Source organism: Streptomyces melanogenes (assembly GCF_014649795.1).
Lineage (GTDB): Bacteria > Actinomycetota > Actinomycetes > Streptomycetales > Streptomycetaceae > Streptomyces > Streptomyces noboritoensis.
Map to the genome: position 1 here is coordinate 24,382 of NZ_BMTS01000018.1, position 23,978 is coordinate 48,359.

General features: G+C 71.5%; 21 protein-coding genes and 1 pseudogene. 13 read left to right on the forward strand and 9 right to left on the reverse strand.

What is annotated here, in order from left to right:
• Positions 1–151: 151 nt before the first annotated feature.
• Positions 152–358, forward strand: a complete 207-nt coding sequence (locus tag IE252_RS31470; protein ID WP_190092837.1) for a hypothetical protein — start codon at positions 152–154, stop codon at positions 356–358.
• Here the strand turns inward: IE252_RS31470 and IE252_RS31475 are convergent.
• The 4 genes from IE252_RS31475 to IE252_RS31490 form a co-directional block, all read right to left on the reverse strand.
• A complete protein-coding gene (locus IE252_RS31475; RefSeq protein WP_190092838.1) occupies positions 322–840 on the reverse strand; it encodes a cupin domain-containing protein in 519 nt (172 codons plus the stop codon). The two genes, IE252_RS31470 and IE252_RS31475, sit on opposite strands and share 37 nt — an antisense overlap.
• 157 nt (positions 841–997) lie before the next feature.
• A complete protein-coding gene (locus IE252_RS31480) occupies positions 998–1,867 on the reverse strand; it encodes an alpha/beta fold hydrolase (RefSeq protein WP_229848905.1) in 870 nt (289 codons plus the stop codon).
• The gene (locus IE252_RS31485) at positions 1,864–2,487 is read right to left on the reverse strand and encodes a TetR/AcrR family transcriptional regulator (RefSeq protein WP_190092839.1); all 624 of its coding nucleotides are present in this window, start codon (positions 2,485–2,487) and stop codon (positions 1,864–1,866) included. The genes IE252_RS31480 and IE252_RS31485 overlap by 4 nt, the downstream gene beginning before the upstream one ends.
• 123 nt (positions 2,488–2,610) lie before the next feature.
• Positions 2,611–3,186, reverse strand: coding sequence for a TetR/AcrR family transcriptional regulator (locus IE252_RS31490; RefSeq protein ID WP_190092840.1), 576 nt, complete (start codon positions 3,184–3,186; stop codon positions 2,611–2,613).
• Positions 3,187–3,275: 89 nt separating this feature from the next.
• On the opposite strand from IE252_RS31490, the gene IE252_RS31495 reads away from it, so the two are divergent.
• Positions 3,276–3,671: a nuclear transport factor 2 family protein gene (locus IE252_RS31495; RefSeq protein WP_190092841.1), complete on the forward strand. Its 396-nt coding sequence runs from the start codon at positions 3,276–3,278 to the stop codon at positions 3,669–3,671.
• A gap of 67 nt (positions 3,672–3,738) precedes the next feature.
• Entirely contained in the window at positions 3,739–4,758 is a 1,020-nt protein-coding gene (locus tag IE252_RS31500) for a zinc-dependent alcohol dehydrogenase family protein (protein WP_308434578.1), read from the forward strand.
• 26 nt (positions 4,759–4,784) lie between these two features.
• Here IE252_RS31500 and IE252_RS31505 read toward each other — a convergent pair whose 3' ends face one another.
• Both IE252_RS31505 and IE252_RS31510 read right to left on the reverse strand, forming a co-directional pair.
• Complete coding sequence (locus IE252_RS31505; RefSeq protein WP_190092842.1) at positions 4,785–5,600, reverse strand: SDR family NAD(P)-dependent oxidoreductase; 816 nt, start codon at positions 5,598–5,600, stop codon at positions 4,785–4,787.
• 111 nt (positions 5,601–5,711) lie between these two features.
• A complete protein-coding gene (locus IE252_RS31510; protein WP_190092843.1) occupies positions 5,712–6,644 on the reverse strand; it encodes a hypothetical protein in 933 nt (310 codons plus the stop codon).
• Between the two features lie 282 nt (positions 6,645–6,926).
• Here IE252_RS31510 and IE252_RS31515 point away from each other — a divergent pair, with 282 nt between their 5' ends.
• From IE252_RS31515 to IE252_RS31535, 5 genes are all read left to right on the forward strand, one after another.
• Positions 6,927–9,065: a M4 family metallopeptidase gene (locus IE252_RS31515; protein ID WP_190092844.1), complete on the forward strand. Its 2,139-nt coding sequence runs from the start codon at positions 6,927–6,929 to the stop codon at positions 9,063–9,065.
• A gap of 155 nt (positions 9,066–9,220) precedes the next feature.
• Positions 9,221–10,486 (forward strand): MalY/PatB family protein, encoded by a 1,266-nt coding sequence (locus IE252_RS31520; protein WP_190092845.1) that lies wholly within the window; start codon positions 9,221–9,223, stop codon positions 10,484–10,486.
• Positions 10,487–10,559: 73 nt separating this feature from the next.
• Positions 10,560–11,492, forward strand: coding sequence for a class I SAM-dependent methyltransferase (locus tag IE252_RS31525; RefSeq protein WP_190092846.1), 933 nt, complete (start codon positions 10,560–10,562; stop codon positions 11,490–11,492).
• Positions 11,489–12,007 (forward strand): hypothetical protein, encoded by a 519-nt coding sequence (locus IE252_RS31530; protein ID WP_190092847.1) that lies wholly within the window; start codon positions 11,489–11,491, stop codon positions 12,005–12,007. The genes IE252_RS31525 and IE252_RS31530 overlap by 4 nt, the downstream gene beginning before the upstream one ends.
• Before the next feature lie 93 nt (positions 12,008–12,100).
• Positions 12,101–12,997, forward strand: a complete 897-nt coding sequence (locus IE252_RS31535; RefSeq protein ID WP_190092848.1) for a hypothetical protein — start codon at positions 12,101–12,103, stop codon at positions 12,995–12,997.
• Positions 12,998–13,031: 34 nt separating this feature from the next.
• Here IE252_RS31535 and IE252_RS31540 read toward each other — a convergent pair whose 3' ends face one another.
• Complete coding sequence (locus IE252_RS31540; protein WP_190092849.1) at positions 13,032–15,743, reverse strand: glycosyl hydrolase family 65 domain-containing protein; 2,712 nt, start codon at positions 15,741–15,743, stop codon at positions 13,032–13,034.
• A gap of 341 nt (positions 15,744–16,084) precedes the next feature.
• On the opposite strand from IE252_RS31540, the pseudogene IE252_RS31545 reads away from it, so the two are divergent.
• The 3 genes and pseudogenes from IE252_RS31545 to IE252_RS31555 all read left to right on the forward strand — a co-directional run bounded on the left by IE252_RS31545 (position 16,085) and on the right by IE252_RS31555 (position 19,458).
• Positions 16,085–17,511: pseudogene (locus IE252_RS31545) on the forward strand (family 2B encapsulin nanocompartment shell protein).
• On the forward strand, positions 17,508–18,566 hold the full coding sequence (locus IE252_RS31550; RefSeq protein WP_190092850.1) for a family 2 encapsulin nanocompartment cargo protein terpene cyclase: 1,059 nt from the start codon (positions 17,508–17,510) through the stop codon (positions 18,564–18,566). The pseudogene IE252_RS31545 and the gene IE252_RS31550 overlap by 4 nt, the downstream one beginning before the upstream one ends.
• Positions 18,567–18,597: 31 nt before the next feature.
• Complete coding sequence (locus tag IE252_RS31555; protein ID WP_190092851.1) at positions 18,598–19,458, forward strand: geranyl diphosphate 2-C-methyltransferase; 861 nt, start codon at positions 18,598–18,600, stop codon at positions 19,456–19,458.
• A gap of 12 nt (positions 19,459–19,470) precedes the next feature.
• On the opposite strand, the gene IE252_RS31560 is transcribed toward IE252_RS31555, so the two are convergent.
• Positions 19,471–20,421, reverse strand: a complete 951-nt coding sequence (locus IE252_RS31560; RefSeq protein WP_190092852.1) for a MerR family transcriptional regulator — start codon at positions 20,419–20,421, stop codon at positions 19,471–19,473.
• A gap of 140 nt (positions 20,422–20,561) precedes the next feature.
• On the opposite strand from IE252_RS31560, the gene IE252_RS31565 reads away from it, so the two are divergent.
• Both IE252_RS31565 and IE252_RS31570 read left to right on the forward strand, forming a co-directional pair.
• Positions 20,562–22,088, forward strand: coding sequence for an alpha/beta hydrolase (locus IE252_RS31565; RefSeq protein WP_190092853.1), 1,527 nt, complete (start codon positions 20,562–20,564; stop codon positions 22,086–22,088).
• Positions 22,089–22,193: 105 nt separating this feature from the next.
• Positions 22,194–23,465, forward strand: a complete 1,272-nt coding sequence (locus IE252_RS31570; protein ID WP_229848906.1) for a chloride channel protein — start codon at positions 22,194–22,196, stop codon at positions 23,463–23,465.
• A gap of 51 nt (positions 23,466–23,516) precedes the next feature.
• Here the strand turns inward: IE252_RS31570 and IE252_RS31575 are convergent, their stop codons facing one another.
• The gene (locus tag IE252_RS31575; RefSeq protein ID WP_190092855.1) at positions 23,517–23,960 is read right to left on the reverse strand and encodes a hypothetical protein; all 444 of its coding nucleotides are present in this window, start codon (positions 23,958–23,960) and stop codon (positions 23,517–23,519) included.
• Positions 23,961–23,978 lie beyond the last annotated feature (18 nt).

The following is a 23,978-nucleotide window of genomic DNA, read 5'->3' on the forward strand; positions in this document are numbered from 1 at the left end:
GGGACCGAGGCCGCCGCTGTGGGTAGGTCAGACCCTAGGGCAAGCGGCCTGGCTGCTGGGGGGCTTCTCCGGGAACTCGCCCTGGGAGCCGGGGCCTTGGCTGCGTACTCGGGGAGGGCCACCGTGACAGTCAGACCTCACCCCGCCGACCGTGAAAGAAGCCCTGTACCTCGCACAGCGCCGCGGCCTGCTGCAGCGGACCTCTCTGGGCATCGGCTTCACGCACCCGGCGGTGGCCCGCTGGTACGACGCGCGCCCCCTCCGTGGCACCGGCACCATCCGGCCCAGGGCCGCGACACGGAACGGTGCGGCGGCCACGCACTACTCCGCCTCGGACTCGAAGTCCTCCACGAAGTAGCTGTCGTGCCGGATGCGGAACTGCTTGAGTTCCTCGCCGCCGCGCTGCGCCACCTCCGCGACCTGCTCGAAGTACTCCTCGCGCGGGCCACCCGGGGAGAAGAGCATGAGCATGGACATCGGCTCGTCGGTCACGTTCTTGAAGGCGTGCAGGCCGCCGACGGGTACGTACAGGAAGTCGCCTTCGCGGCCCGTGACCCACTTCTCGCCGTTGTAGAGCTCCAGTTCGCCGGAGAGGACGTAGAAGGACTCCGACATCGCCTTGTGGAAGTGTGCCTTGGCTCCGGCGGACCGTGCAGCCAGCTCCACCTTGTACAGGCCGAATTCGCCGCCGGTCGACTCGTTGGTGGCGAGGTAGTGGGTGGAGCCTCCGGGTGAGGAGATGTCCGGCGGGGTGCTGCTCGTCCGGAAGGTGGCGTTCACTTCACCCTTGTCGCCGTGGTAGCGGGGCTCCGGGTATACGAGGTGTTCCGGGTACGACATGGTGTGCTCCTCGGTAGGTCTCCACCACATGCTGGCCCAGCCGCCATGAAGCGGCATGGGGCTAACGGATGATCTTCAGTCGGCCTGGGACGAGGGCTGTAGCCGTAGGCCGGAAGTCGTTGCCGTACTGGATAGTTCCTCGACACCTCGGTCCGGCTCACCGTGCCGCCCGCTGGATCCCTTCCAGGAACGGGACGATCGCGTCGATGAAGTGCTCGTTCCGATCGCCGGCCACCATGTGTCCCGCGTCGGCCACATCGATGCGCCGCGCGCCGGGGACCCGGTCGCAGAACTCCTCGGCGATGTCTTCGCGTACGACATCGCTGATGCCGCCTCGCACGAGCAGGATCGGCACCTCGGTGTGGCGCGCGGCGGCGAGGAGGCGCTCCGCCATGCCGGGCGGGTCCATCCGGCCCTCGAAGCTGTCCAGCAACCGGGGGTCCCAGTGCCAGACCCAGCGATCGCCGTGGCGTCGCAGGTTCTTCCGTATCCCCTCCGGGTCGTCCGGAGGCGGCCGATGCGGAAGGTAGGCGGACACCGCCGCGGCCGCCTCCCCCACGCCGGCGAATCCGTCCGGCCAGCGGCGCATGAACTCCATGATCCGACGAACCCCGCGCGGATCGGGACGGTGGGCGACGTCGACGAGGACCAGGGCGCGAATCGCCGCCCCGGGCGCCTCTCCGGCGGCGAGCAGCGAACTCAGGCCGCCGAGCGAGGCGCCGACGAATACCGGCTGCTCGCCGAGTTCGGCAACGAGCGCCCGGACGTCGTCGGCGAACAGGCCGAGGTCGTAGTCACCACCGGCCGACCATCCGCTGGCACCGTGCCCTCGTAGGTCCGGGGCGATGACCCGCCACCCCAGCGCCGCCAGCCGGGGGCCGGTCCGATCCCAGGTGTGTCGCGTTTGACCGCCGCCGTGCAGGAGGACGAGAGGCGGCGAGGACGCCTCGCCCCACACGTCGGCGGCGAGGCGGATCCCTCCCTCGCCCACGAAGCTGCGGGGCCGTGGCAGTGCGTCGGTCGTCATACCGCACCCCGTGTCCGCAGCGGCGCCAGCAGTCGGTCGCGGTGGGGATCCGCGGCCCCCGCAGCGAGTGCGACGTCGAGCGCGAACAGGGCGCGTGCGAGGAACCGGTCGTCGTCGATCAGGGCGGCGACCCACTGGTGCAGCGCGCCCACGCAGGACGTGGCGACAACGGCAGCCAAGGCGTCGGTGTCGATGTCGGCGCGCAGGAGGCCTTCGGTCCGCGCATCCGCCATCGCCCGGCGGAGCTGGGTGAGCGGACTGCGGTCGAGCACGAGGCCGCTCGCCTCCCACTCACGCACCATGCGACGCGACAGGATCGGATCGCCCACGAACAGCTGGACGGTCACCCTGACGACCTCTCTCGGGTCACGGGCTCCCCCTGCCGCCAGACGGCGTTCCAGTTCGTCCATGAACCCGGCGGCGAGCGCCTCCCAGATCTTGTCGCGCGGGCCGATCAGGTTGTACACGGTGGCCGGGGCGACCTCCGCCCGCTCGGCGATCCGCTCGGTACTGATCACCAACTCCGGGCTGTCCCGCAGGATTTCACGCGTCGCGTCGAGGATCCGGTTCCGCCGCTGGGCCTTGTTCTGCTCGCGCAGGCCCCCTTCGACCGGCTGCATACGCAGACACCCCTTCGTGAAACTTAGAGAGTTCTCTAAATTTAGACCCCGATTCCGGGCCGGGGCAAGGGTCGGGAGAGGCCGTCCCGTGCCGGCGAAGCTTGAGCGCACCGGTCGTCCGACTCAGGCACCCAGCCCGGAGTCGATGATGTGCTCGGCGAGTTCACGCGACGCGGCCGCAGGCTCGCTGCCGGGGCGGGTCGCACCGGCGGCGAGCAGTCCGTCGACGAGGATGAGCAGCTGATCGGCGGCGAACTCCGGTCGCGCGTGCCCGAGGGCGACGAACTCGTCGGCGAACAGCACGTGCAGGGTGCGTCGGTAGGCCCGGGTGACCTCGTGTGCGGGGTGGTCCCGGTCGGAGAGCGCGAGGTCGGCGGCGAGGTATCGGCAGCCGGGAAAGTCCGGGTCGGACGCGATGCGGCCGAGCCGGTCGACCACCGCGAGGAGCCGGACGCGGGGGTCGTCGCCCGCCGCGGCCATCGTCGCGCGGTACCGCTCCTCGTCCTCGGCGGTGCTGCGGCGCAGCATCTCGGCGATCAGCCCGTCCTTGCCGCCGAAGTGCTCGTACAGCGAACGCCGGGCGACGCCCGCCGCCTTGAGCAGGGCGTCCACGCCGACGCCGACGCCCTGGGTGTACGTCAACTCCTGGGCGGCGAGCAGCAGTCGTTCGCGGGGGCCCGGCTTGGCGGAGGTGGTCATGCCGTGATTGTGCCAGCCCTTGACGCGGTAGATCAACCGGTCTATCTATTGAAGTAGACCAGTTGGTCTATCTCTCCCCGGGAGGATTCGTGCCCGTACGCAGCACCGCCCGCGTCATCGAGCTCTTCAACCGCGCGTTCACCGACCACGAGGCCGGTCTGCTGGCCGACTTGGTCGCCGAGGACTGCGTCATGGAGAGCGTCCAGCCCGCGCCGACCGGAGAGCGGGTCGTCGGCCGTGAGGCGTGTACGTCGTGGTGGGCCGCGCTCGCCGACGACCGCACCTCGCAGTTCATGCCGCAGGAGGTGATCGTGGCGGGCGATCGCGCCACGATCCTGTGGCACTACCGGTTCGGGGACGGCCCGCACGACTGGGTGAGCGGTGTCAACGTCATGCGCGTCGTGGACGGCCGCATCGTCGAGGCCCTCGGCTTCAGCAAGACCGCGGGAGAGGTCCCGCTGGCTTCGGAGTCCGACGCCGTATAGCGCCCGGCGCCGACACCCATGCACCGCTCTACGAAAACCTCCACCCACGTCGTACGACACGAAGGGCATGACCCCGATGCGGAGCTACCACCTGTCCCACAGCGGAGCCGGGCTTTGCGGCCTGGCCGTCCGCGAGCACGACACCCCCGTGCCCGGCCCCGGCCAGGCGCTGGTGGCGGTGCGCGCGACATCCCTGAGTTTCCGTGAACTCATGGTGCTCGACGGGACGTACGTCCTGCCGGTCAAACCCGACGTCGTCCCCGTGTCGGACGGCGCGGGCGAAGTGGTCGCGGTCGGCGCGGGCGTCGACGCGGTGCGCATCGGGGACCGCGTCGCGGCCACCCTCTTCCCCTCGTGGCAGGACGGGCCGTTCGGCGCCGAGCACCTCGCCCAGCGCGGTGGCTCACTGGACGGCATGCTCACCGAGTTCGCCCTGGTCGACGCGGATTCACTCGTCGCCGTTCCCGCGCACCTGACGTACGAGGAAGCCGCGACGCTGCCCTGTGTGGCGGTCACCGCCTGGAACGCGCTCACCGGCGACGGAGCCGGCGTCCGCCCCGGCAGCACCGTCGTGGTGCAGGGCTCCGGCGGTGTATCCCTCTTCGCACTCCAATTCGCCAAGGTGCTGGGAGCGCGCGTGATCGCCACGACCAGCGGCCCCGCCAAGGCCGCGCGTCTGCGCGCCCTCGGCGCCGACGCCGTCATCGACTACTCGACCACACCCGACTGGGCGGGCGAGGTCCGCGCCCTCACCGACGGCCGGGGCGCCGACCGCATCGTCGACGTCGCCGGACTGCTCGACCACTCCGTCCGCGCCATCGCCCTGTCCGGCACCATCGCGTGCGTCGGTTTCGTCGGCAATGCCGCCCCACCGCTCGACTCCCGTGCCGTCTTCGCCTCCGGCGCGACCATCCGCAGCGTGGCGGTCGGCAGCCGCGCCCAGTTCGTCGCGATGAACGCGGTCATCGAGGCGCACGGACTCCGGCCCGTCATCGACAGCGTGGTCCCCTTCGACAAGGCCGAGGACGCGTACCTTCGTTACGGCAGCGGCGACGCGTTCGGCAAGGTGGTCATCAGTCACGCCTGAGCCTGCCACCTGACCCGGCGGCTCCCTCACGTACGCAGATACGACGCCCCGTTGAGGTCCAGGACCGTCCCCGAGGCCCATTCGGCCGCCGGTGAGGCCAGCCACAGCACGGCCGCCGCGATCTCCTCCGCCGACGCCACCCGCCCGAACGGGCTCTGGGCGCGGATCGCCTCACCCTCCACACCGCTCAGCCGGTGCGCGACCCGCTCCGTCTCGAAGAACCCCGGGGCGACGGAGGCGACCGCGATTCCGTACGGGGCGAGGTGCACGGCGAGGGACTGACCCAGCGCGTGCACCGCGGCCTTGGTCGCCCCGTACGCAGGGTGGTCCGGTTCGCCGCGGAAGGCCCCGCGCGAGCCGACGTTGACGATCCGGCCCCCGCCGCCCTGCTCGATCAGCCGGCGGGCCGCGAGGTGACTGAGGTTCGCCGTCGCGAGGAGGTTGACGGACACGTGGCTCTGCCAGGCGGCCGCCCAGTCCTCGTACGTGGTGGTGGCGAGCGGGTGCGGGAGGTTCACGGCGGCGTTGTTGACGAGCACGTCCAGCCCGCCGAGCCCTTGGGCGGCCGCCTCGGCGACGGCATGCGCGCCCGCCGGGTCGGACAGGTCGCCTCCGGCGAGCACGTGTCCCGTACCGGCGAGGGAGCCGAGGGTCGTCTCGGCCTCCTCGCGCCGCGAGCCGAAGTGGACGGCCACCCGGTCGCCGTTGGCGGCGAACGCCTGGGCGAGCGCACGGCCGAGCCCGCGCGAGGCACCGCTGACGAGCACGCGACGGCCGGTGGACGGGAAGACGCGTGCCGAAGGGGTGGTGCCGGTGGAAGGGAGGGGCGCTGTGGAAGTCATGTGGATCATGATGCCCTTCGGTTCGCGCGGCCGGTCAGCCCGAGTCCTCGCCGGTGCCGCGTGGTCGCCCCGGACGACGCTCCCCTTCACCGGCCGTGCGCGGCAGCGCCGTTACTCCCATTCCCACCGCATCGCCTGGAAGCCCGGCCCGGGGTCTTCGACGGTGAAGGCGGCGCGGCCGGAGGCACTGATCCAGACCTGTTCGGCGGGGTCCATGGGGCCGCCGGCGGTGGTGCCGGAGTAGCGGTGGCACCGGACGGGGACCGCGTCGGGGTGGAACTGGACCTCCAGGGTGTAGAGCCGGGCGGGGGCGCGGAAGCCGGTGCCGACCTCGCTGGTGCGGGCACCGGTGGTCCCGAAGGCGTAGGTGTACTCGATCACGTCGGTCTCGCCCTTGGTGAGTATCCGGTCCAGGAGCAGTTCCGCGACGGACAGCGGCACCGACGTGTCGGAACGTACCCTCCCTTTACGGGCATTACGGATTCCGGTGAGTTCGGGCAGTTCGCGCTGCGGGTCGTCGCCGCGGCTGATGAGCACCAGCCGGTCCACCCGCTCGTGCTCGGCGCGCAGCACCATGGTGACGGTCAGCCGCCGCTCGGCGCCGTTCTCGTCGATCTCGTACCGGTCGTGCACGGCGAGCCGGGTCAGCCCGTCGTCGTTGGAGCCCATCGCGTCGAGCAGGCCGGGCAGGCTCTTGTACTGCTGCCACAGGTCCTCGGTCTCCAGCACCCGGGGCGGGCGGTTGACCCAGCGTCCGCGCGGGCGCTGGGGACCCAGCAGGGAGACCAAGGAGTCGGTGGGCAGCCCCAGCAGTTCCTCCAGCAGTCGGACGGCCTGCCGGGACTGGGGTCGTTCGGGGCGGCTGCGGCCACGCCGCCAGTAGCTGAGAGTGGTCACGCTGACGGCGACCCCGCGAGCGGCCAGCCGGTGCTGGATGCGTTCCAGGCTGAGGCCGCTGGCGCGCACGGCACAGTCGAGCGCGACCTCGAACGGGCCGTGGCGCAGGGCGTCGGCCAGGTCTGGCGGCGGGGTTTGAGGGGGCACAGGTGATCCGTCCTGCGTGCCGTGCGGGGGACCACATGCTAGCGACATCCAGCCAAACGGCGGGTGACACAGGTCACGATCTGAACAGTCTTGGCCAGGGCCCCGATTGCGCGGGCGCGGGCGCCGACCGTTCGTTCGGCTCCGTACACGCGCGTCCATCAGGGCAGGAAACAGCGGGGACACACACCCGTTACTTGTCATGATCGTTTCACAGGGGTGCTTATTAAACAGAATTGGCAACTCATTGCCCCGGAGACGTAAATCCCGCCATTCTCCGGCCCCATGAAACGATCTCTGTTCGTCGGCACACTGTCCCTCGCGGTCAGCGGCCTTCTGATAGCCGGCGCGGGCACCCCCGCCTCCGCCGCCAAGGGTCCCCGGGCCGTCTCGCCCAAGCCGAGCAAGGCCCAGGCCCTGCGGGACGCCACCGCCGAGGTGGCCGCGAGCCCCACCACGGTCAAGGCAGGCGCCCACGACACCTTCCTGTCACACGACGTGACGGTCGACAAGGACGGCACCCGCCACGTCCACCTCGACCGCCGCTACCAGGGCCTGCCGGTCCTGGGCGGTGACGTCATCGTGCACTCGGCCCCCAACGGCGAGCTGCGCTCGACCTCGCTGACCCTCAAGGCCCCGCTGACCCTCTCGGTGACCCCGAAGATCAGCAAGCAGCGCGCCGTGGCCGTGGCCGCCGCGACGTTCAAGGGCTCCAAGAAGGGCAGCCGGGCCGACCTCGTCGTCGACGCGACGGCGGCCACGCCGACGCTCGCCTGGCAGGTCGTCGTCGACGGCACCGCCCCCGACGGCTCGCCCAGCCACGTCCACACGCTGGTCGACGCGACGACCGGCAAGGCCGGGAAGTCGTGGAACACCTTCCACAGCACGGTCGTCCCGGGCACCACCGCCAACGCGCCGCAGACCACGGCCGTCGCCGGTGCCGCCGCCTCGGGCACCGGTCACGGCTACCAGGTCGGCGACGTCACGCTGGGCACCAACAGCATTTCCGGTGGCTACGAGCTCAAGGATCCGACCCGCGGTAACGGGGAGACGCGGGACGCCCAGAACAAGACCGTCACCAACGACTCGCCGCCGGCCGGCTGGGGCGTCGCCTTCACCGACACGGACAACGTGTGGGGCAACGGCGCCCTCACCGACCGCGCCACCGTCGCCGTGGACGCCCACTACGGCATCCAGGCCACCTGGGACTACTACAAGAACGTCCACGGCCGCAACGGCATCAAGAACGACGGCGTCGGCGCCCGTTCCTTCGTCCACTACGGCGTCAACTACGCCAACGCGGGCTGGGACGACGACAGCTTCAGCATGATCTACGGCGACGGCGCCTCCGGCCAGAAGCCCTTCACCGAGCTCGACGTGGCCGGCCACGAGATGAGCCACGGCGTCACCGCGGCCACCGCGGGCCTGAACTACTTCGGTGACGCGGGCGGCATGAACGAGGCCACCTCGGACATCTTCGGCACCCTGGTCGAGTTCAACGCCAACAGCCCGGCGGACAAGCCCGACTACCTCATCGGCGAGAAGATCAGCTCCACGCCGCTGCGGTACATGGACGACCCGAAGAAGGACGGCTCCTCCCAGAGCTGCTGGACCACCAACACCAAGAACCTCGACCCGCACTACTCGTCCGGCGTCGGCAACCACTGGTTCTACCTGATGGCGGTCGGTTCCGGCTCGTCCAGCTACGGAAACAGCCCCACCTGCGACGGCGGTACGGTCACCGGGCTCGGCAACGACGCCGCCGGCAAGATCTGGTACCGCGCGCTCACCACGTACCTGACGGCCGCCTCCACGTACGCCGACGCCCGTACCGCGACCATCAAGGCCGCGACCGACCTGTACGGCGCCAGCAGCACCCAGTGCACCACCGTGGAGAAGGCCTGGAGCGGCGTCGCCGTCGCCCCGACCGCGACCACCTGCGGTGGCGGCACCACGCAGCCGCCGAGCGGCTCCAACCTGCTGTCGAACCCCGGCTTCGAGTCGGGCGCGACCACCTGGTCCGCGTCCTCCGGCGCCATCACCAACGACACCGGCGCCACCGCCCACACCGGCTCGTACTACGCCTGGCTGGACGGCTACGGCTCCACCCACACCGACACCCTGTCCCAGTCGGTGACCATCCCGGCGACGGCCGCGGCCCCGAAGCTGTCCTTCTGGCTCGCGATCGACACCAAGGAGACCGGCACCACCGCGTACGACACGCTCAAGGCGCAGGTCGTCTCCGGCACCACGACGACCACCCTGGCGACCTACTCCAACGCCACGCCGAGCGGCTACGTCCAGCGCACCCTCGACCTGTCCGCCTTCAAGGGCAAGACGGTCACCATCAAGTTCACCGGCGCCGAGGACTCCTCGCTGGCGACCAGCTTCCTGATCGACGACACCTCGGTCACCACCGGCTGATCCGGCGCACCACACTGCACCGGCCTTGAGCAACGGCCCGGACGGGATGCCCCCAACGCCCCGTCCGGGCCGTTTCACGCCCGGCCACCGGCGCACCCGTGCCCCGGGAAAACACCTCCGTCCGGCGCTTGCGCCGAGATCCGGATGGCGGTCCAATGCTGAAGATGACTGCCGTTGGTGGGCGAGACTCCACAGACGCCGGGGCCGCAGGGTGTCCGAACCCTCTTGAGGCGCTCTCCCTCGACCAGCTCCGTCGGCGCACGAGCATGAAGTGGCGCACGCATCCGGCGGACGTCCTGCCCCTGTGGGTGGCGGAGATGGACGTCCCGCTCGCGCCGCCGGTCGTCGACGCGCTGCGCGAGGCCATCGATACCGGTGACACCGGATATCCCGCCGGAAGCGATTTCGCCGAGTCGCTGGCCGGGTTCGCCTCACGCCGCTGGAAATGGGCCGGGGTGGCGGTCGACCGCACCGCCGTGGTCCCCGACGTGATGATGGGCGCGGTCCAGGTGCTGCGGCTGATCACCGACCCCGGCGACCCCGTCATCGTCAACTCCCCCGTGTACGCGCCCTTCTACGCCTTCATCTCCCATGACGACCGCCGGATCGTAGAGGCACCGCTCGGGCGGGACCTCCGCATCGACCTGGGCAGGCTGGAGGAGACCTTCCTGCGTACCCGGCAGCAGAGCGGACAGGGCAGGATCGCCTATCTGCTGAGCAGTCCGCACAACCCCACCGGCACGGTTCACACCTGCCAGGAGCTCGCCGACGTGGCGGAGCTGGCCCGCCGGTACGGCATCCGGGTCGTCGCCGACGAGATCCACGCCCCGCTCGTCCTGCCCGGCGCCGCCTTCACGCCCTACCTCGGCGTCCCCGGGGCCGAGGACGCCTTCTCGCTCATGTCGGCGACCAAGGGCTGGAACCTCGCCGGAATCAAGGCGGCACTCGCCGTCGCCGGGCCCGAGGCGGCCGCCGATCTGCGTCGGCTTCCCGAGGAGGTCCACCACGGCGCCAGCCTCCTGGGCGTCATCGCCCATACAGCGGCCTACCGCCACGGGGACCAGTGGCTCGACGCGCTGCTGACCGGGCTGGACGCCAACCGCGCGCTCCTTGGCCGGCTCGTCGCCGAGCACCTGCCCGGCATCGGCTACGCCAGGCCGGAGGGCACCTACATGGCCTGGCTCGACTGCCGGTCCCTCGGCCTCGCCCCGGAGGAAGAACCCACGGACCTCGCGGTCGTCACCGACCTGGCCGGCCCCGCCCAGCTGTTCCTGGAGGACGCCAGGGTGGCACTCTCCGCCGGCCACATCTTCGGAACGGGAGGAGCCGGGCACGTACGCCTGAACTTCGCCACGTCCCGGTCCATCCTCACCGAGGCGATCACCCGGATGGGCCGCACCACGGCCCGCCACACGCGCTAGAGGTCCTCGCCCCGACCGACGGCAGACGGACCGCCCGGATGGGCCGGTGGGCGAGGCCGTAGGGTGCTGCCTCGTGCCCGTGCTTGAGATATCCGACCTGATCACAGCGGTGGACCCGCAGAGCGGCCACCGGCTCCCGGTGTCCCGTGCCGAGGTCATCCGGCTGCTCGACGAGGCCGGAGACGCGCGGGCCGCCCGCATCGTGGCCGGCCTGCCCACCGACCGGGACGGGCTGCTCGACCCGGACGCCGTGGACCGGCTGCTGGTCAGCGTCCACGCCGAGCTCCAGCGTCTCAGCGAGGAGCTGCGGATCGGCGAGCGCCTCGTCCATCTGCTCGGTCCGCTCTTCCAGGCGATCCGGTCGACGAGCGGGCCGGGCCGGTACCGCCTGGTCGACGTCGGCTGCGGGCTGGGCTACGCGGTCCGTTGGCTGGCGGCGACCAACGCGCTGGGCCCGGACGTCGAGCTCGTCGGAGTCGACCTCGACGCCGCCTTGGTGACCGAAGCGGGCCGTCTGGCCCGCGCCGAGGGACTCGACTGCCACTTCGTCCACGGCAACGCGTTCGACCTGCCGGAGGCGGCAACCGTCTACATCTCCACCGGTGTGCTGCACCACTTCCGCGGTCCCGCCCTGAGCGAGTTCTTCCGGTCCCAGGCCGCCTCCCCCGCTCAGGCCTTCTGCCACTTCGACATCGCCGCGACCCGCCTCGCACCCGTCGGCGCGTGGATCTTCCACCTCGCCCGGATGCGCCACCCGCTCGGCCGCCACGACGGCGTCGCCTCCGCACGGCGCGCCCACAGCGACGAAACACTGCTTCGCGCCGCCGCCGTCCCCGGGATCACACCACTGCTGTACGAGCCCCGTGGGGCGGCCAACCCTTTCTGCACCACACTGCGGCCGATCATTGGAGTGCGCCCGCACCTGGAGGACCCGTTCCGCCGGTCGCTCGGGCGTGCCGCTCGCCGGCTGGTCGGCCCCGACTACCTCACCGGGCCCACCCGATGACCCCCGCCGTACCGCTCGTCCTGCTCGGCCTCGTCGACGCGGCGTTCAGCGGTTTCCGCGCGTACGCGGGCCGCGACGCCCGCATCCGCAAGCGCCGGGCAACCGCCCGGGCGTCCCTGCGCGGTCTGACCACCGGGGCCGGCCTGCTGCTCGCGCCCGCGCTGGCCGCGGCCCTCCTGTTGCTGGCGGCACCGGACCGATCCGGTATGTACGACTCCCTGACAGCAGGCGGCTTCGGCTACCTCCTCCCCCTCGCGCTCTACGCGACCGCCGTCCTGCTCTCCCTCGCCGCCTACTTCCTCCTGCCGTTCCGCGCCAGCACGCTCGCGATGGTCATCGGCCTCGGCCCCCTGACACTCCTGCGCCCGGTGGTCATCGCCGCCGCCTGCCTCGGCGCGCTCCTCAACGGCGGCGGCTGGCCCGCCCTGCTGATCGGCACGCTCGCGGGCGCGGCCGCGCTGGCGGTCGAACCCGCGGCGCACCGCCGCTGGTACGGCGACGTGCTCAGGCCGTAGCCATACGCGCGGGCCCCCTGGCCCGTCGGTGCACCACCCCGACCTGCGAAAACCCAGGTGCGACCGGTCAGTTCGGCAGTGGACACTGGGGCGATGGATGAGATCGACAGTTTCTCGGATGCGACGGCGGAGGAGGAGGCTCTCTACTTCAACCGCAGCCACCCCCTCGTGGCCAACGGGCTGCGGATGATGGAGCGCGCGGCCACCGCTCTCGCCGAGGAACCCAACCGGTACGAGGCCATCTACCCCGTACTCCATCTCCACACGGCGACGGAAGCCCTGCTGCGCGGGCGCCTGGCCATGCACTGGGCGGGCGACATCTGGCCCGCCGCCAACGGGGACCCGGACAGCAACCGTCGTACGCGCGGCGAGTACGTGGGCCTCGGGCTGCACGAGGCGGCCGACCTCGCCGGTCGCTGGTGCGACACGGACATCGCGGCGGCGCGCGCCGACCTGCTGGCTTTCGCGTACGTACGCAACCGGGCGCTGCTGTCGTCCGACCGCGACAGCGACAGCCTGGCGGCGATCCGCTGCCGGGCCCTTCCCGTACTCGACCTGATGCTCGCCTTCGTGGAGACCGACGTCCTCGGACAGCTGACGGAGGACGTCGCCGACCAGTACGCGCGTGCCGTAGGGCGCTCTCTGCGGCGGGTGCGCGCGGCCACGGCGCGGGTCCGGGAGGCGGTCGAGGAACGACGGCGTGCGATCGCGCCGCAGCTGGCGCACGCGGAGGTCGTCGTCCCCTGCCCGTACTGCGGTGAGTTCGCGGTACCGGCAGGGGACTACACGGTCGAGTGCCTCATGTGCGGGCGGGATTTCGGCTCCTCCGCCCACCACGCGGCCGCGGACCTCGCCCCGCTGGCGATCGGTGAGCCGGAACGGTGCGCGGACTGCGGCTACCACTCCGTCCTCAGCGACACCCCGACCGCCGCACGGCCCCATCACGAAGTCGATGTGTGCCTGTACGACGGCCGGGTGATTCGCGCATAGGCGAAGTGAGACGTACGCGGCGTGCTGTCGCCGCCTAATTCACCGTCAGCTCCGCGACGCCCGGATGCTTCTTGGCATCCGGATCACCCTGCACCGTGACCCGTACGTACCGTGCGAGTCGCGCGTCGCCCGCCTCCGCCCGCTGCCAGTGCCGCCCGTCGAGGGAGAGCTCGATGGTGTGGGTGGTGGGCTTGGTGTCGGTCCAGGTGGGGGTGACCTTCGTGACGCGGACCGGCCTGGCGAGGTCCGCCGTCAGCTCGCCCCGCGCCCCGTCCGGGACCCAGGCTGTGGCGGTGTTGCCGTCGAGCGCGGCGCCCGCGTACATACCGGGCTGTTCGGTCGAGGCCTTGGCCGTGGTGCAGCGGGCCGCGTTGGTGGTGGGAGTGAGGTCGGGGCGGCGGGTCTTGAGGACGGCCGAGGTGTCCTTGCTGACGATCTGCTCGCCCTGGGGTGTGTCGAGCGTCATCGGCGCGCCGTCGGTGAGGCGCACGGTGGTGTCGTGGGCGCCGAGTTGGATGTCGTAGGTGCGTCCCTGCCAGGTCAGGCCGTGCAGGGTGACGCCGCGGTCGAGCTGCGGCGGCAGCATCGGGTCGAGGTGCAGACGGTTCTCGCGCATCCGCATCCCGGTCAGGCCGTTGGTGAAGACCTGCAGGAAGCCGCCCTTGCCGGTGAGGAAGTCGTGGGCGGGCGAGCCCGCCAGGGGGTCCTGGGCGCCCGCCTTGTCTCCGCGGGCCTCGGAGAACTGCGCGAAGGGGCCTCGGACGAACGGTTTGATGGAACGCTCCAGATACGTGTACGTGGAGCAGCCCGGCTCGCCGATTCCGGCGGCGTCGATGGCGTGCACCGAGTCCGTCATGGCCGGGCCGTCCGGGTCGGTGCGCTGGGCGTAGTAGTCGAGGGTGGCGGCGTCGGCGCCCTTGGGCATCGGCCACTCCAGCGGGTACATCAGCAGGACGGTGTCGGCCTGCTTGATGGTGCTGCCGCCGTAGCCGTCGTACTGCTGGAACACCTTGTGCTGTGCGTCGTACGGGATCCTGATGCGGTCGGCGATCGCGTTCCACTCTGCGGGAGCCCGCTCGCCGAGCAGTTCGGCGGCACGGGTGGCGTGGCGCAGCGCCGTGACGGCGCCGGCGTTGGTGAAGACCGCGTCGTCGACACCGTTGCTGTACTCGTCGGGCCCGGCCGTGTCCTTGATCGAGTAGCTGCCGTCCGGGTCGCGGCTGACGCGTCCCGCCCAGAACTCGGCGATGCCCCGCAGCACCGGCCAGCCGCGCTCGCGCAGCCACTTGGCGTCCTTGGTGGCCAGGTAGTACTGCCAAGTGGCCAGGGAGATGTCGGACTGAAGGTGGATCTGGGTGCGGCAGTGCGGCGGGTCGACGCTGTGGCACTCCTGGGCCAGGTTGCCCGAACTTCCGCTGTTCCAGGGGTAGAAGAGCCCTTGGTAGCCGAGCTTGCGGGCGTTCTCGCGCGCCCCGGCGCGGGTGCGGTAGCGGTAGTCGACGACGGTCCTGGCGAGTTCGGGCCGGGTGGCGAGCAGACCCGGGTACATCCACGTCTCGGCGTCCCAGAAGACCAGGCCCGCATAGTTGTCGCTGGTCAGGCCCGCCGGAGCGATGCTGTTGGCCGCGCCCTCGCGGGTGTTGGAGAGCAGCCCGTACTGCGCGGACCGCACCCACGACTGCATCTCGCGCTGCCCGGGGACCTCGATGTCGCTGCGCCACAGCCGCGCCCAGGCGGCGGTATGCGAGCGCAGCATGGCGTCCCAACCACGGTCGGCGGCCCGCTGCGAGGCCGCGGTGGCGTCGCGGCGCGGTGCGTGCGAGGTCAGGGTGGTGTCGACGCCGACGTACTTGGTGAAGTCGTACGACTGGCCGCTGTGGACCGGGAGGGCGAGAGCCTGACGGGCTGTCATGTTCTGTGCACTCTCGGCCTGTTGGGCCTTGGCGGCGTGTGCTCCGCGTCCGGCGCGCAGGGTGGACGCGACGGCTCCGTCGACGTTCGTGCCGTCCGTCCGGAACGCCACATCCATCGTGGGCCCGGACCCGCCGGTCCGGTCACCGCCTCCGGTCTGCCGCATACGGCGTGCGCCACGGCCGTCCAGCATGTCGGTGACGGTCGCCTCGCCGCTCCAGTGCGGCGTGATGGTCAGGCGTACGGCGCCGACGTGCGCGTTGACGCGGTCGGCGAGCACCTCGTACACGAGGTCGGTCCGGCGGCCGTCGGCGGCGGTCCAGATGAGTGACGTCCGCACCAGGCCGCAGTGAAGGAAGAGTGTCTGACTGTAGTGGGAGATGCGGCCGGGCGATGTAGAAGAGTTGAAGGTATCGCCCTGCGCTCCCCCGGTGCTGACCGCGAGCGAGGTCCAGGTGGGCAGCGCCGCGACGGCCTGCCGGTCGCCGGCGGTCTGCGGGTTGTGCGCGTACAGGCCGGACACGAAGGAGCCGTCGTAGCGCGGGGTGAACAGCGGCCAGCCGGTCTTGGCCCTGCCCTCGGAGTAACCGGCGCCGTTGGGCGGTACGCGCTGCCCCAGGTAGCCGTTGCCGACGAAGGCGTGGTGGTCCTCGGCCGCATCCACCTGAGTGGTGCCGAGTGTCCAGCCGTCGCCGTCGCGGCAGGTCGTGGTCGTGGCGGCGGTGTTCCGCACCGTCTGCGAGGCCGCCGGGGGCGCTGAGGTGACCAGCGCTCCGGCCAGCAGCACTGCGGTCAGCCGGGCGGCACGCGGCCGCACACCGAGGGAGTACGTCATTGTTCTCCGTCACTCTGGTTCGCCTGCGAGGTCCTGGGACCATAAATTTCCTGAACGATCAACGTCAATAGCTGTGCGTTCTTCATCAAGTTCCGAATCAATGAGCACGGCACATACGGCGGGCGTCCGGCACACCGAACGGTCACCCGTTTGGTCCCGTGCGGGTGCTGGTGGCACGCGGACGGCGTGGACTGTTGTCGATCAGTTCCGCTTCGCCGTCTGCGAAGCGGTGGCCCCCGTCATCGTCCGTCCGGACCGACGCGGGGCGGCGCGCCCGTATGCGGCGGCAGCACACACATCTCCACGCTGGTGAAAGGAACGGGTGTGCCATGGCGAAATCCCTGCCCGCGGCGGACGAGGTCGCACAGACGCAGGCTCCGCGGTCGAGTCTGAGCCCGGACGCGGCACGGAATCTGGCGCACACGACCAAGTCCGTACCGCAGATGCAGGCGATCTCCTCCCGGTGGCTGCTGCGGATCCTTCCTTGGGTGCAGGTGTCCGGCGGCACCTATCGGGTCAACCGGCGGCTGACCTACACGATCGGCGACGGCTGGATGGACTTCGAGGCCCAGGGCACCGACATCCGTGTGATCCCCCAGGAGTTGAGGGAGATCACGGCGCTGCGGGACTTCGACGACGACGAGGTGCTCACGGCACTGGCCACCCGGTTCGAGCGGCGCGAGGTCGAGCCCGGCACCGTCATCGCGCAGACGGGAGCCGAGGCCGACCGGGTGGTGCTGATCGCGCACGGCAAGGTCGACAAGCTCGGCGCCGACGAGTAGAGCACGGCGGCTGACGCCTCCCACGGCACGCTGACCGGCGGTGACTACTTCGGTGACCAGTGCCTGGGCGGGAAGAAGGGGCGCTGGGAGTTCACCTATCGGGCCATCACGCCGTGCACGCTGATGGTCCTGCCCCGCAAGGCGTTCAAACAGGTCGCGGCCCGCGCGCCACAGCTCGGTGCGCACACGCCGACGCCCTGTCCCGCCCGCAGCCCCTGATGAACCGTCGGGGCGAGGCCGAGATCGAGGTGGCGTCGGGCCATGACGACGAGCCGACGCTGCCCGGCACGTTCGCCGACTACGAACTGGCGCCCCGGGAGTACCCACTCAGCGTCGCCCAGACCGTCCTGCGGATGCACACCCGCGTCGCCGACCTCTACAACGAGCCGATGGACCAGACCGACCAGCAGCTGCGACTGACGATCGAGGCGCTGCGCGAGCGCCAGGAGCACGAGCTGGTCAACAACCGCGACTTCGGGCTGCTGCACAACGCCGACCTCAAGCAGCGGATCTCCACCCGCAACGGGCCGCCCACTCCGGACGACATGGACGAACTCCTCTCGATGCGGCGCAAGACGAAGTTCTTCCTCGCCCACCGCCGCACCATCGCCGCCTTCGCCCGGGAGTGCACCCGCGCCGGGATCTACGCTCCGGGCACCGAGTTCAACGGCCACCACGTCTTCGCCTGGCGGGGAGTTCCCTTCCTGCCCTGCAACAAGATCCCCATATCCGACCGGCTCACCAGCTCGGTCATCGCCCTGCGCACCGGCGAGGAGGACGAGGGCGTCATCGGCCTGCACCAGACGGGCATCCCCGACGAGTACGAGCCCAGTCTGTCGGTGCGGTTCATGGGCATCGACGAGAAAGCCGTCATCTCCTACCTGGTCAGCGCCTACTACTCGGTCGCGGTGCTGCTGCCCAGCGCGCTCGGCATCCTGGAGAACGCCGAGATCGGCCAGTACGACGACTCCCGGAGCCGGGCATGAGCCGCAGCCCGAGCGGGCCGACGGGCCTGGGCACCTCGGCCGCCCGGCTGTCACCGCCGCACCAGACCCGCCCGGTGGGCGAAAGCATCGCGGTGCCGCCCCTGCACTGCCCCGGCGCGCTGCGCGACGACCCCGCGCTGGGCGAGGCGCTGAACGAACACCTGGTGGACTGGGCCAGCCAGATGGGCCTCTACCCCGGCAAGCTCGACGCCCTGCGAAGCGACGGTTTCGGCCGTCTGGTCATGCTCTGCCACCCCGAGACCGACGACCTCGACCGGCTCCTCGTCCCGGCCCGCTGCACCCTGGCCGCCTGGGCCCTGGACGACCACTACTGCGACGAGCCGGAGCTGGGCGCCCGCCCCGAGCTCCTCGGCTCCCGGCTGGCGATCGCCGCCGCCGCCGTCAACCGGGCTCGTCTGCCGCCTCCTTACGCGGCCGGGCTCGAAGACGCGGTCCGCGAGGACCCGGTGCTGCGCGCGCTGCGCTCCGCCATCGAGTACCTCGCCCTGGCGGCGACCCCCGACCAGACCGTCCGGGCCTGCCACGCCTTCGCCCTGGACATGCTGGCCCTGGGCCAGGAGGGCAGCTGGCGCACGGCTGGGCGGACACCGGCGGTGTGGGAGTACCTGACGAACCGCCAGTACAACAGCTTCCTGCCCTGCCTCGCGGTGATCGACGTCGTCGGCGGCTACCGGCTGGCCCCGCAGGTGCACGCCGACCCCCGGGTGCGCGCCGCGGTCACCACCGCCGCCCTGGCGAGCTCCCTCGTCAACGACATCTACTCGCTGGCGAGGAAGAACTCCTCCACGACCGTCGACTTCAACCTGCCGCAGGCCATCGCCGCCGAACACGCGTGTCCGCTCCAGGAAGCGGTCGAGCGCAGCGCCGCTCTGCACGACGAGCTCATGCGCCGCTTCGAGGCGGAGGCGTCCGCGCTGAGCCTGTCCGGCCCGCCGGAGCTGCGCCGCTATCTGGCCGGTATCAGCGCCTGGTGCGGCGGCAACCACGCCTGGCACCGCACCAGCGCCCGCTACGCGGCCCGCACCTCACTCTGACCCACCCACCGCCCGGAACAGGACTTCCCGTATGACCGCCACGTCCCCCACCGCACCGGTCCTGCGCACCGACTACCAGCGCTCCGTCGCCGCCTACTGGGACACCCACCAGAACGACAGCGTCAACCTGCTGCTCGGCGAGGTCGACGGCATCTACCACCACCACTACGGCGTCGGCCCCTACGACCCCGCCGTCCTCCAGGGCCCCGAAGCCACCCGCGACCAGCGGATCATCGAGGAACTGCACCGGCTGGAGAGCGCCCAGGCCGAGCTCGTACTGGACCACCTCGGCCCGCTCGCCCCCGCCGACCCCGTCCTGGACGCGGGCTCGGGCCGCGGCGGCACCAGCTTCATGGCCCACACCCGGTTCGGGTGCCGAGTCGACGGGGTGTCCATCTCCCAGTACCAGGTCGACTTCGCCACCGCCCAGTCCACCCGACGCGGCACCGCGGACCAGGTCCGCTTCCACTTCCGCAACATGCTCGACACCGGTTTGGCCACCGGCTCCCGCAAGGCCGTGTGGACCAACGAGACCACCATGTACGTGGATCTGGCAGAGGCGTTCGCGGAATTCGCCCGTCTGCTGGAGTTCGGCGGACGCTACGTCTGCGTCACCGGTTGCTCCAACGACGTCACCGGCGGCCGCTCCCAAGCCGTCAGCCGCATCGACTCCCACTACACCTGCAACATCCACCCCCGCAGCGCCTACTTCGCCGCCCTGGCCGCCAACGGACTCGTCCCCATCGACGTCATCGACCTCACCGAACAGGCCATCCCCTACTGGGAGCTGCGCGCCCGCTCCTCCGTGGCCACCGGCATCGAGGAGTCCTTCCTCACCGCCTACCGCGAGGGCAGCTTCCACTACCTCCTCATCGCCGCCGACCGCGCCTGATCCCCGGCCTCCTCAGGCGGCCGCCTCGGCGCTCTGGGCGGTCAGCGCCGCGAGCAGCCAGTCGTGGGACACGCCGGGGGTGGGCACCGGCCGTCCGTCCCCGGGTCCGGTCACCTCGGCCACCAGCTCCCAGTACCGGTCGATGCGAGGGTCCGAGCTGAGCCAGGGGCCCAGTGCGCGGCGGAAGTCGGGGGTGTCGCGGGTGCGTCGGGAGGCCGCGTACGCCTCGACGAAGCAGTCCAGCGCCTCCCCCGCGCGCGGCGCCCGCCCCCGCCGCAGTTGCGCGCCCGCCAGCTCGTACGCCTCGGCCAGGCCCGCGTAGAGCACTTCGGGGCGGAACTCCGGCGAGGAGGTGTGTGCCGCCGGCTGGCAGGGCTCGCCCGCGACGCACGGCTGCGTCACGAACGCGTTGAGCCGGGCGAAGGCCAGCACCTGCGCGGGCGCCGGCTCGTCGGGCGGTGCCGGGACCGCCACGTCGAGGAACGCCGAGCGGGCGCGGGCCGACATCCTCGGCGGCAGCCAGGCCCGCCAGAACCGCACCAGCGGGTCCGTGCTCGGCGGCGCGGCCACCGCGCCCAGCAGCCGCAGCCGGTCGGCGCGCTCCTGCGGCGCGCACTCCTGAACCAGCCGCAGACCGGCTTCGCGCCACCGCAACGCCCGCATGTGGTCGCCCAGTTCCCGCAGCTGCCCCGCGACGGCCGCCTCCAGCGCCTGCCCGCCCGTACCGTCGTCCTCGTCGAGGATCCGCCGCACCTCGGGCAGCGGCAGGTCCAGCGCGCGCAGCGAGCGGATCAGCCGCAGCCGGTCCAACGCGGCCGGGCCGTACCGGCGGTGCCCGCCCGAGCTGCGGGCAGCCTCCGGCAGCAGGCCGCGGTCGGAGTAGAAGCGGACGGTCTTGACGGTGACGCCCGCGTGCTCGGCGACTTCGCCGATGCTCCACAGACCGTCGGGGGAAAACGACACTTGAACCTCCCTCAGGGGGAGTTCCTACCGTACCGGTGAGCGCGGACAGCCGATCAAGGACAACGGGGGTGCCGTCCGCGCCCGGGACCACGCGGGCCACCGCGTACGGGGGTTCTCGACCAGAGGGAGAGGAAAGATCCATGACTGCGTTCATCCTGGTGTCCGGGACGTTCACCGGCGGTTACGTGTGGGAGGAGACGGCGGCGCGGCTGACCGCTGCGGGCGCCGAGGCGCATGCGGTGACGCTCACCGGGCTCGGCGAGCGCCGCGCGGCCGCGGGCCCCGGCACGGATCTGGAGACGCACATCGCCGACGTCCTCGCGGCGATCGACGCCGTCGACGCGGACCGGGACCTGGTGCTCGTCGGCCACGACTACGGGATCCACCCCGTGCTGGGCGCCGCCGACCGGCGTGCCGAGCGCGTGGAGCGGGTCGTCTACGTCGACGCGGGCATGCCGATGGACGGGGTGCCGGCGCTGGCCGCCGTACCCGACCAGGAACTGCGCGAGGAGCTGACGCGGCTCGCCGAGCGGGGTGGCGAGGCCGCGGCCGGGCTGCTTCCCGCCCCGGCGGACGCCGCCGGGTGGCAGCGGTGGGGCAGCACCGCCGGCGTCACCGACCAGGCGCTGGAGCGGCTGACCCGGCTCGCCGCGCCGCAGCCGCTCGGCACGCTGCTGCAGCCGCTGAACCTGACGGAGGCGATCGCGACCGTGCCGACCAGCGCCGTGCTGTGCAGCGGGAACGGGGCGGGCATCGAGCTGGTCCAGAGCTTCGTGAACCTCGGTCACCCCGCCCTGCAGGCCCTCGTCGACCCGCGGGTGTCGTTCTTCGAACTCGCCACCGGGCACTGGCCGATGCTCTCCTCCCCCGTCGAGCTGGCCGGCGCGCTGCTGGCGGCGGCCGCGGGCGAGGGCCACCGGCTGACCCCCGCCGACGAGGAACTCCCCACCTACCTGCGGCCGTTCCCGCTGGAGGTACCCGACGTGCCGCGCGAGCGAACGGGGAACGTCGACCTGTACGTGCCCGAGGCCACCGGCGACGGGCCGCTGCCCGCGGTGCTGTTCGTCCACGGCGGCCCAGTGCCCGCCGACGCCCGCCCCACCCCCCGGGACTGGCCGGTGTTCACCGGCTACGCCCGCCTCGCGGCCCACGAGGGAGTGGTGGGCGCGGTGCTCGACCACCGGCTGCACGACATCGCCGACTATCCGCTCGCGGCGCGGGACGTCGCCGCGGCGGTGGACTCGCTGCGGGCCGACCCTCGGGTCGACGCGGACCGTATCGCTCTGTGGTACTTCTCGGGCGGCAGCCTGCTCTGCGCGGAGTGGCTGGGTGCTCCGCCCGCGTGGCTGCGCTGCGTGGCGGCCACGTATCCGGTCATGGTGCCGATGCCGAACTGGGGCCTCGGCGGGAGCCGGTTCCGCCCGGTGGACGCGGTGCCCGAGGCGGGCGACCTGCCCATCGTGCTGACCCGGGTGGGTCTTGAGGTGGCCGAGATCGCCACGACCGTCGAGGAGTTCCTGGCCGCGGCCAAGGACTGCGGGGCCGAAGTGGAGGTCATCGACCTCCCCGACGGCCACCACGGCTTCGAGACGCGCGACCCCGGCGACGGGTCACGCGAGGCGATCCGTCGGGCGCTGGGCTCGGTCCTGGCACATCTGAGGGCCTGAGAGCCCGGCCGCTCCGCCTCCCGTACGCCGGTTCCCGCGTCCCCCGCGACGCGCACGACCGCTCACAACCGCGTCGCGGCCTTCGCTGCCGTTACTGTGGCGTGCGTGGCAAGTGGCAGCCGTGGCGGTGCGCGACTCTTCCGGTTCGGGCTGGTCACCATCTTGGTGGGCGCGGGGGCGGGTGCCTGCGGCGGCCTGCTGGCCTTGCTGCTGCACACGGTCCAGCATCTCGCGTACGGCTACTCCAGCGGCCCCTTCCTGGCCGCCGCCGAGGCTTCTTCGCCGTTGCGCCGCTTCCTGATGATGGGTCTGGCAGGAGTCGTCGCGGGGGTCGGCTGGTGGGCGCTGTACCGGTACGCGCGACCGCTGGTCAGCATCGAGGACGCGATCCGGGCCCGCCGGCCCCGTATGCCCGCGCTCACCACGCTGTGCCACGCACTGCTCCAGGTGGTGACCGTCGGCCTCGGTTCGCCGCTGGGCAGGGAGGTGGCGCCCCGCCAGGCGGCCGCCGCGTTCGCCACGGCGGTCTGCGCACGGGCCGGGCTGTCCGGACGGCAGGCGCAGGTCCTGTTGGCCTGCGCCGCCGGAGGCGGTCTCGCCGCCGTGTACGACGTTCCGCTCGGCGCCACCGTGTTCACCCTCGAAGTCCTCCTGGGCACCTGGGCCGTCGGCGCGGTGGTCCCGGCGGCCCTCGTGGCGGCGCTGGCGACGCTGGTCTCCTGGTCGGTGCTCCCCGACGAGCCGGTCTACACACTGCCGGACCTCACCGTCGGTGCCCCGGCGATCACCTGGTCCGTCCTGGCCGGGCCGGTCATCGGGGTCGGCGCGCACCTGTTCTCGCGCACCTGCGCCGCAGCTCGCGCACAGGCACCCCACGGCCCGGCACTGCTGCTGACCGCACCCGCCGCCTTCCTCCTGTTCGGGCTCCTGGCGATCCCCTACCCGCAGATCCTGGGCAACGGCAAAGGCCCCGCCGAGGTCGCCTTCAGCACGCAACCGGCCCTCGCCCTCGCCGCCGTGCTGCTGGCCCTGCGCATCGCCATCGTCGTCCTGAGCCTGCGCTCGGGGGCGGCCGGAGGACTGCTCACACCGTCGGTCGCCAACGGGGCACTGTTCGGCGCACTGGCCGGCGGCGGGTGGGCGGTGCTGTGGCCGGGCGACTCCCTCGCGGCATACGCGGTAGTGGGCGCGGGCGCGTTCCTGGCGGCGTCCCAGCGAATGCCGCTCACCGCCGTCGTACTGATCCTGGAGTTCACCGACGCCCATCTCGCCCTGGTCGTCCCGGTGTTGCTGGCGGTGGCGGGCGCGACGGCGGCCGAGCGGGCGTGTGCCCTGGGGGGCGGGGCCGTACCCCCACGCAAAAGGGTCCGCCAGTGAACTGGCGGACCCTTTGCGAACGATCCGGGCTGGATCAACTCGGCGTTGTCATCAGGAAACCGGTGTCCTCAGGACAGCGAATCCGTCCCACTCGGCGAACCTCTCGAAGGAGAGCACCGGACCGTTTTCATCTTCGTTGGCTGCGCAGATGTACGCGGGATGGACTCTTCCCATGGTCAGGTAGTCCAGCTCATAGAAGGCGTCCCGGCTGCTGCAGAGGATTCCGGGTTCGGACGCCGAGTACATGACGAAGGCCTTGTCGAAGTCCATGAATCGATGGGCCCGCGCCCACTCGACGGCCGACTCTCCCGACCATCCGTGCTGCTCGTAGTTGAACGAGGAGTACGGACCCTTGCTCCAGGCCAGTCGCGACGGCCCCCAGGGCAGCGTGCAGAGATACTCGTCGAACATTCTGCTCGATTCGACGGGCATGCTGACCGCCCTGCCCCCTTCGAGCCAATCAGAGATATTTTCTGATTCTGTGTACATCGCCATCCTTGGTGCGTTTCCCCG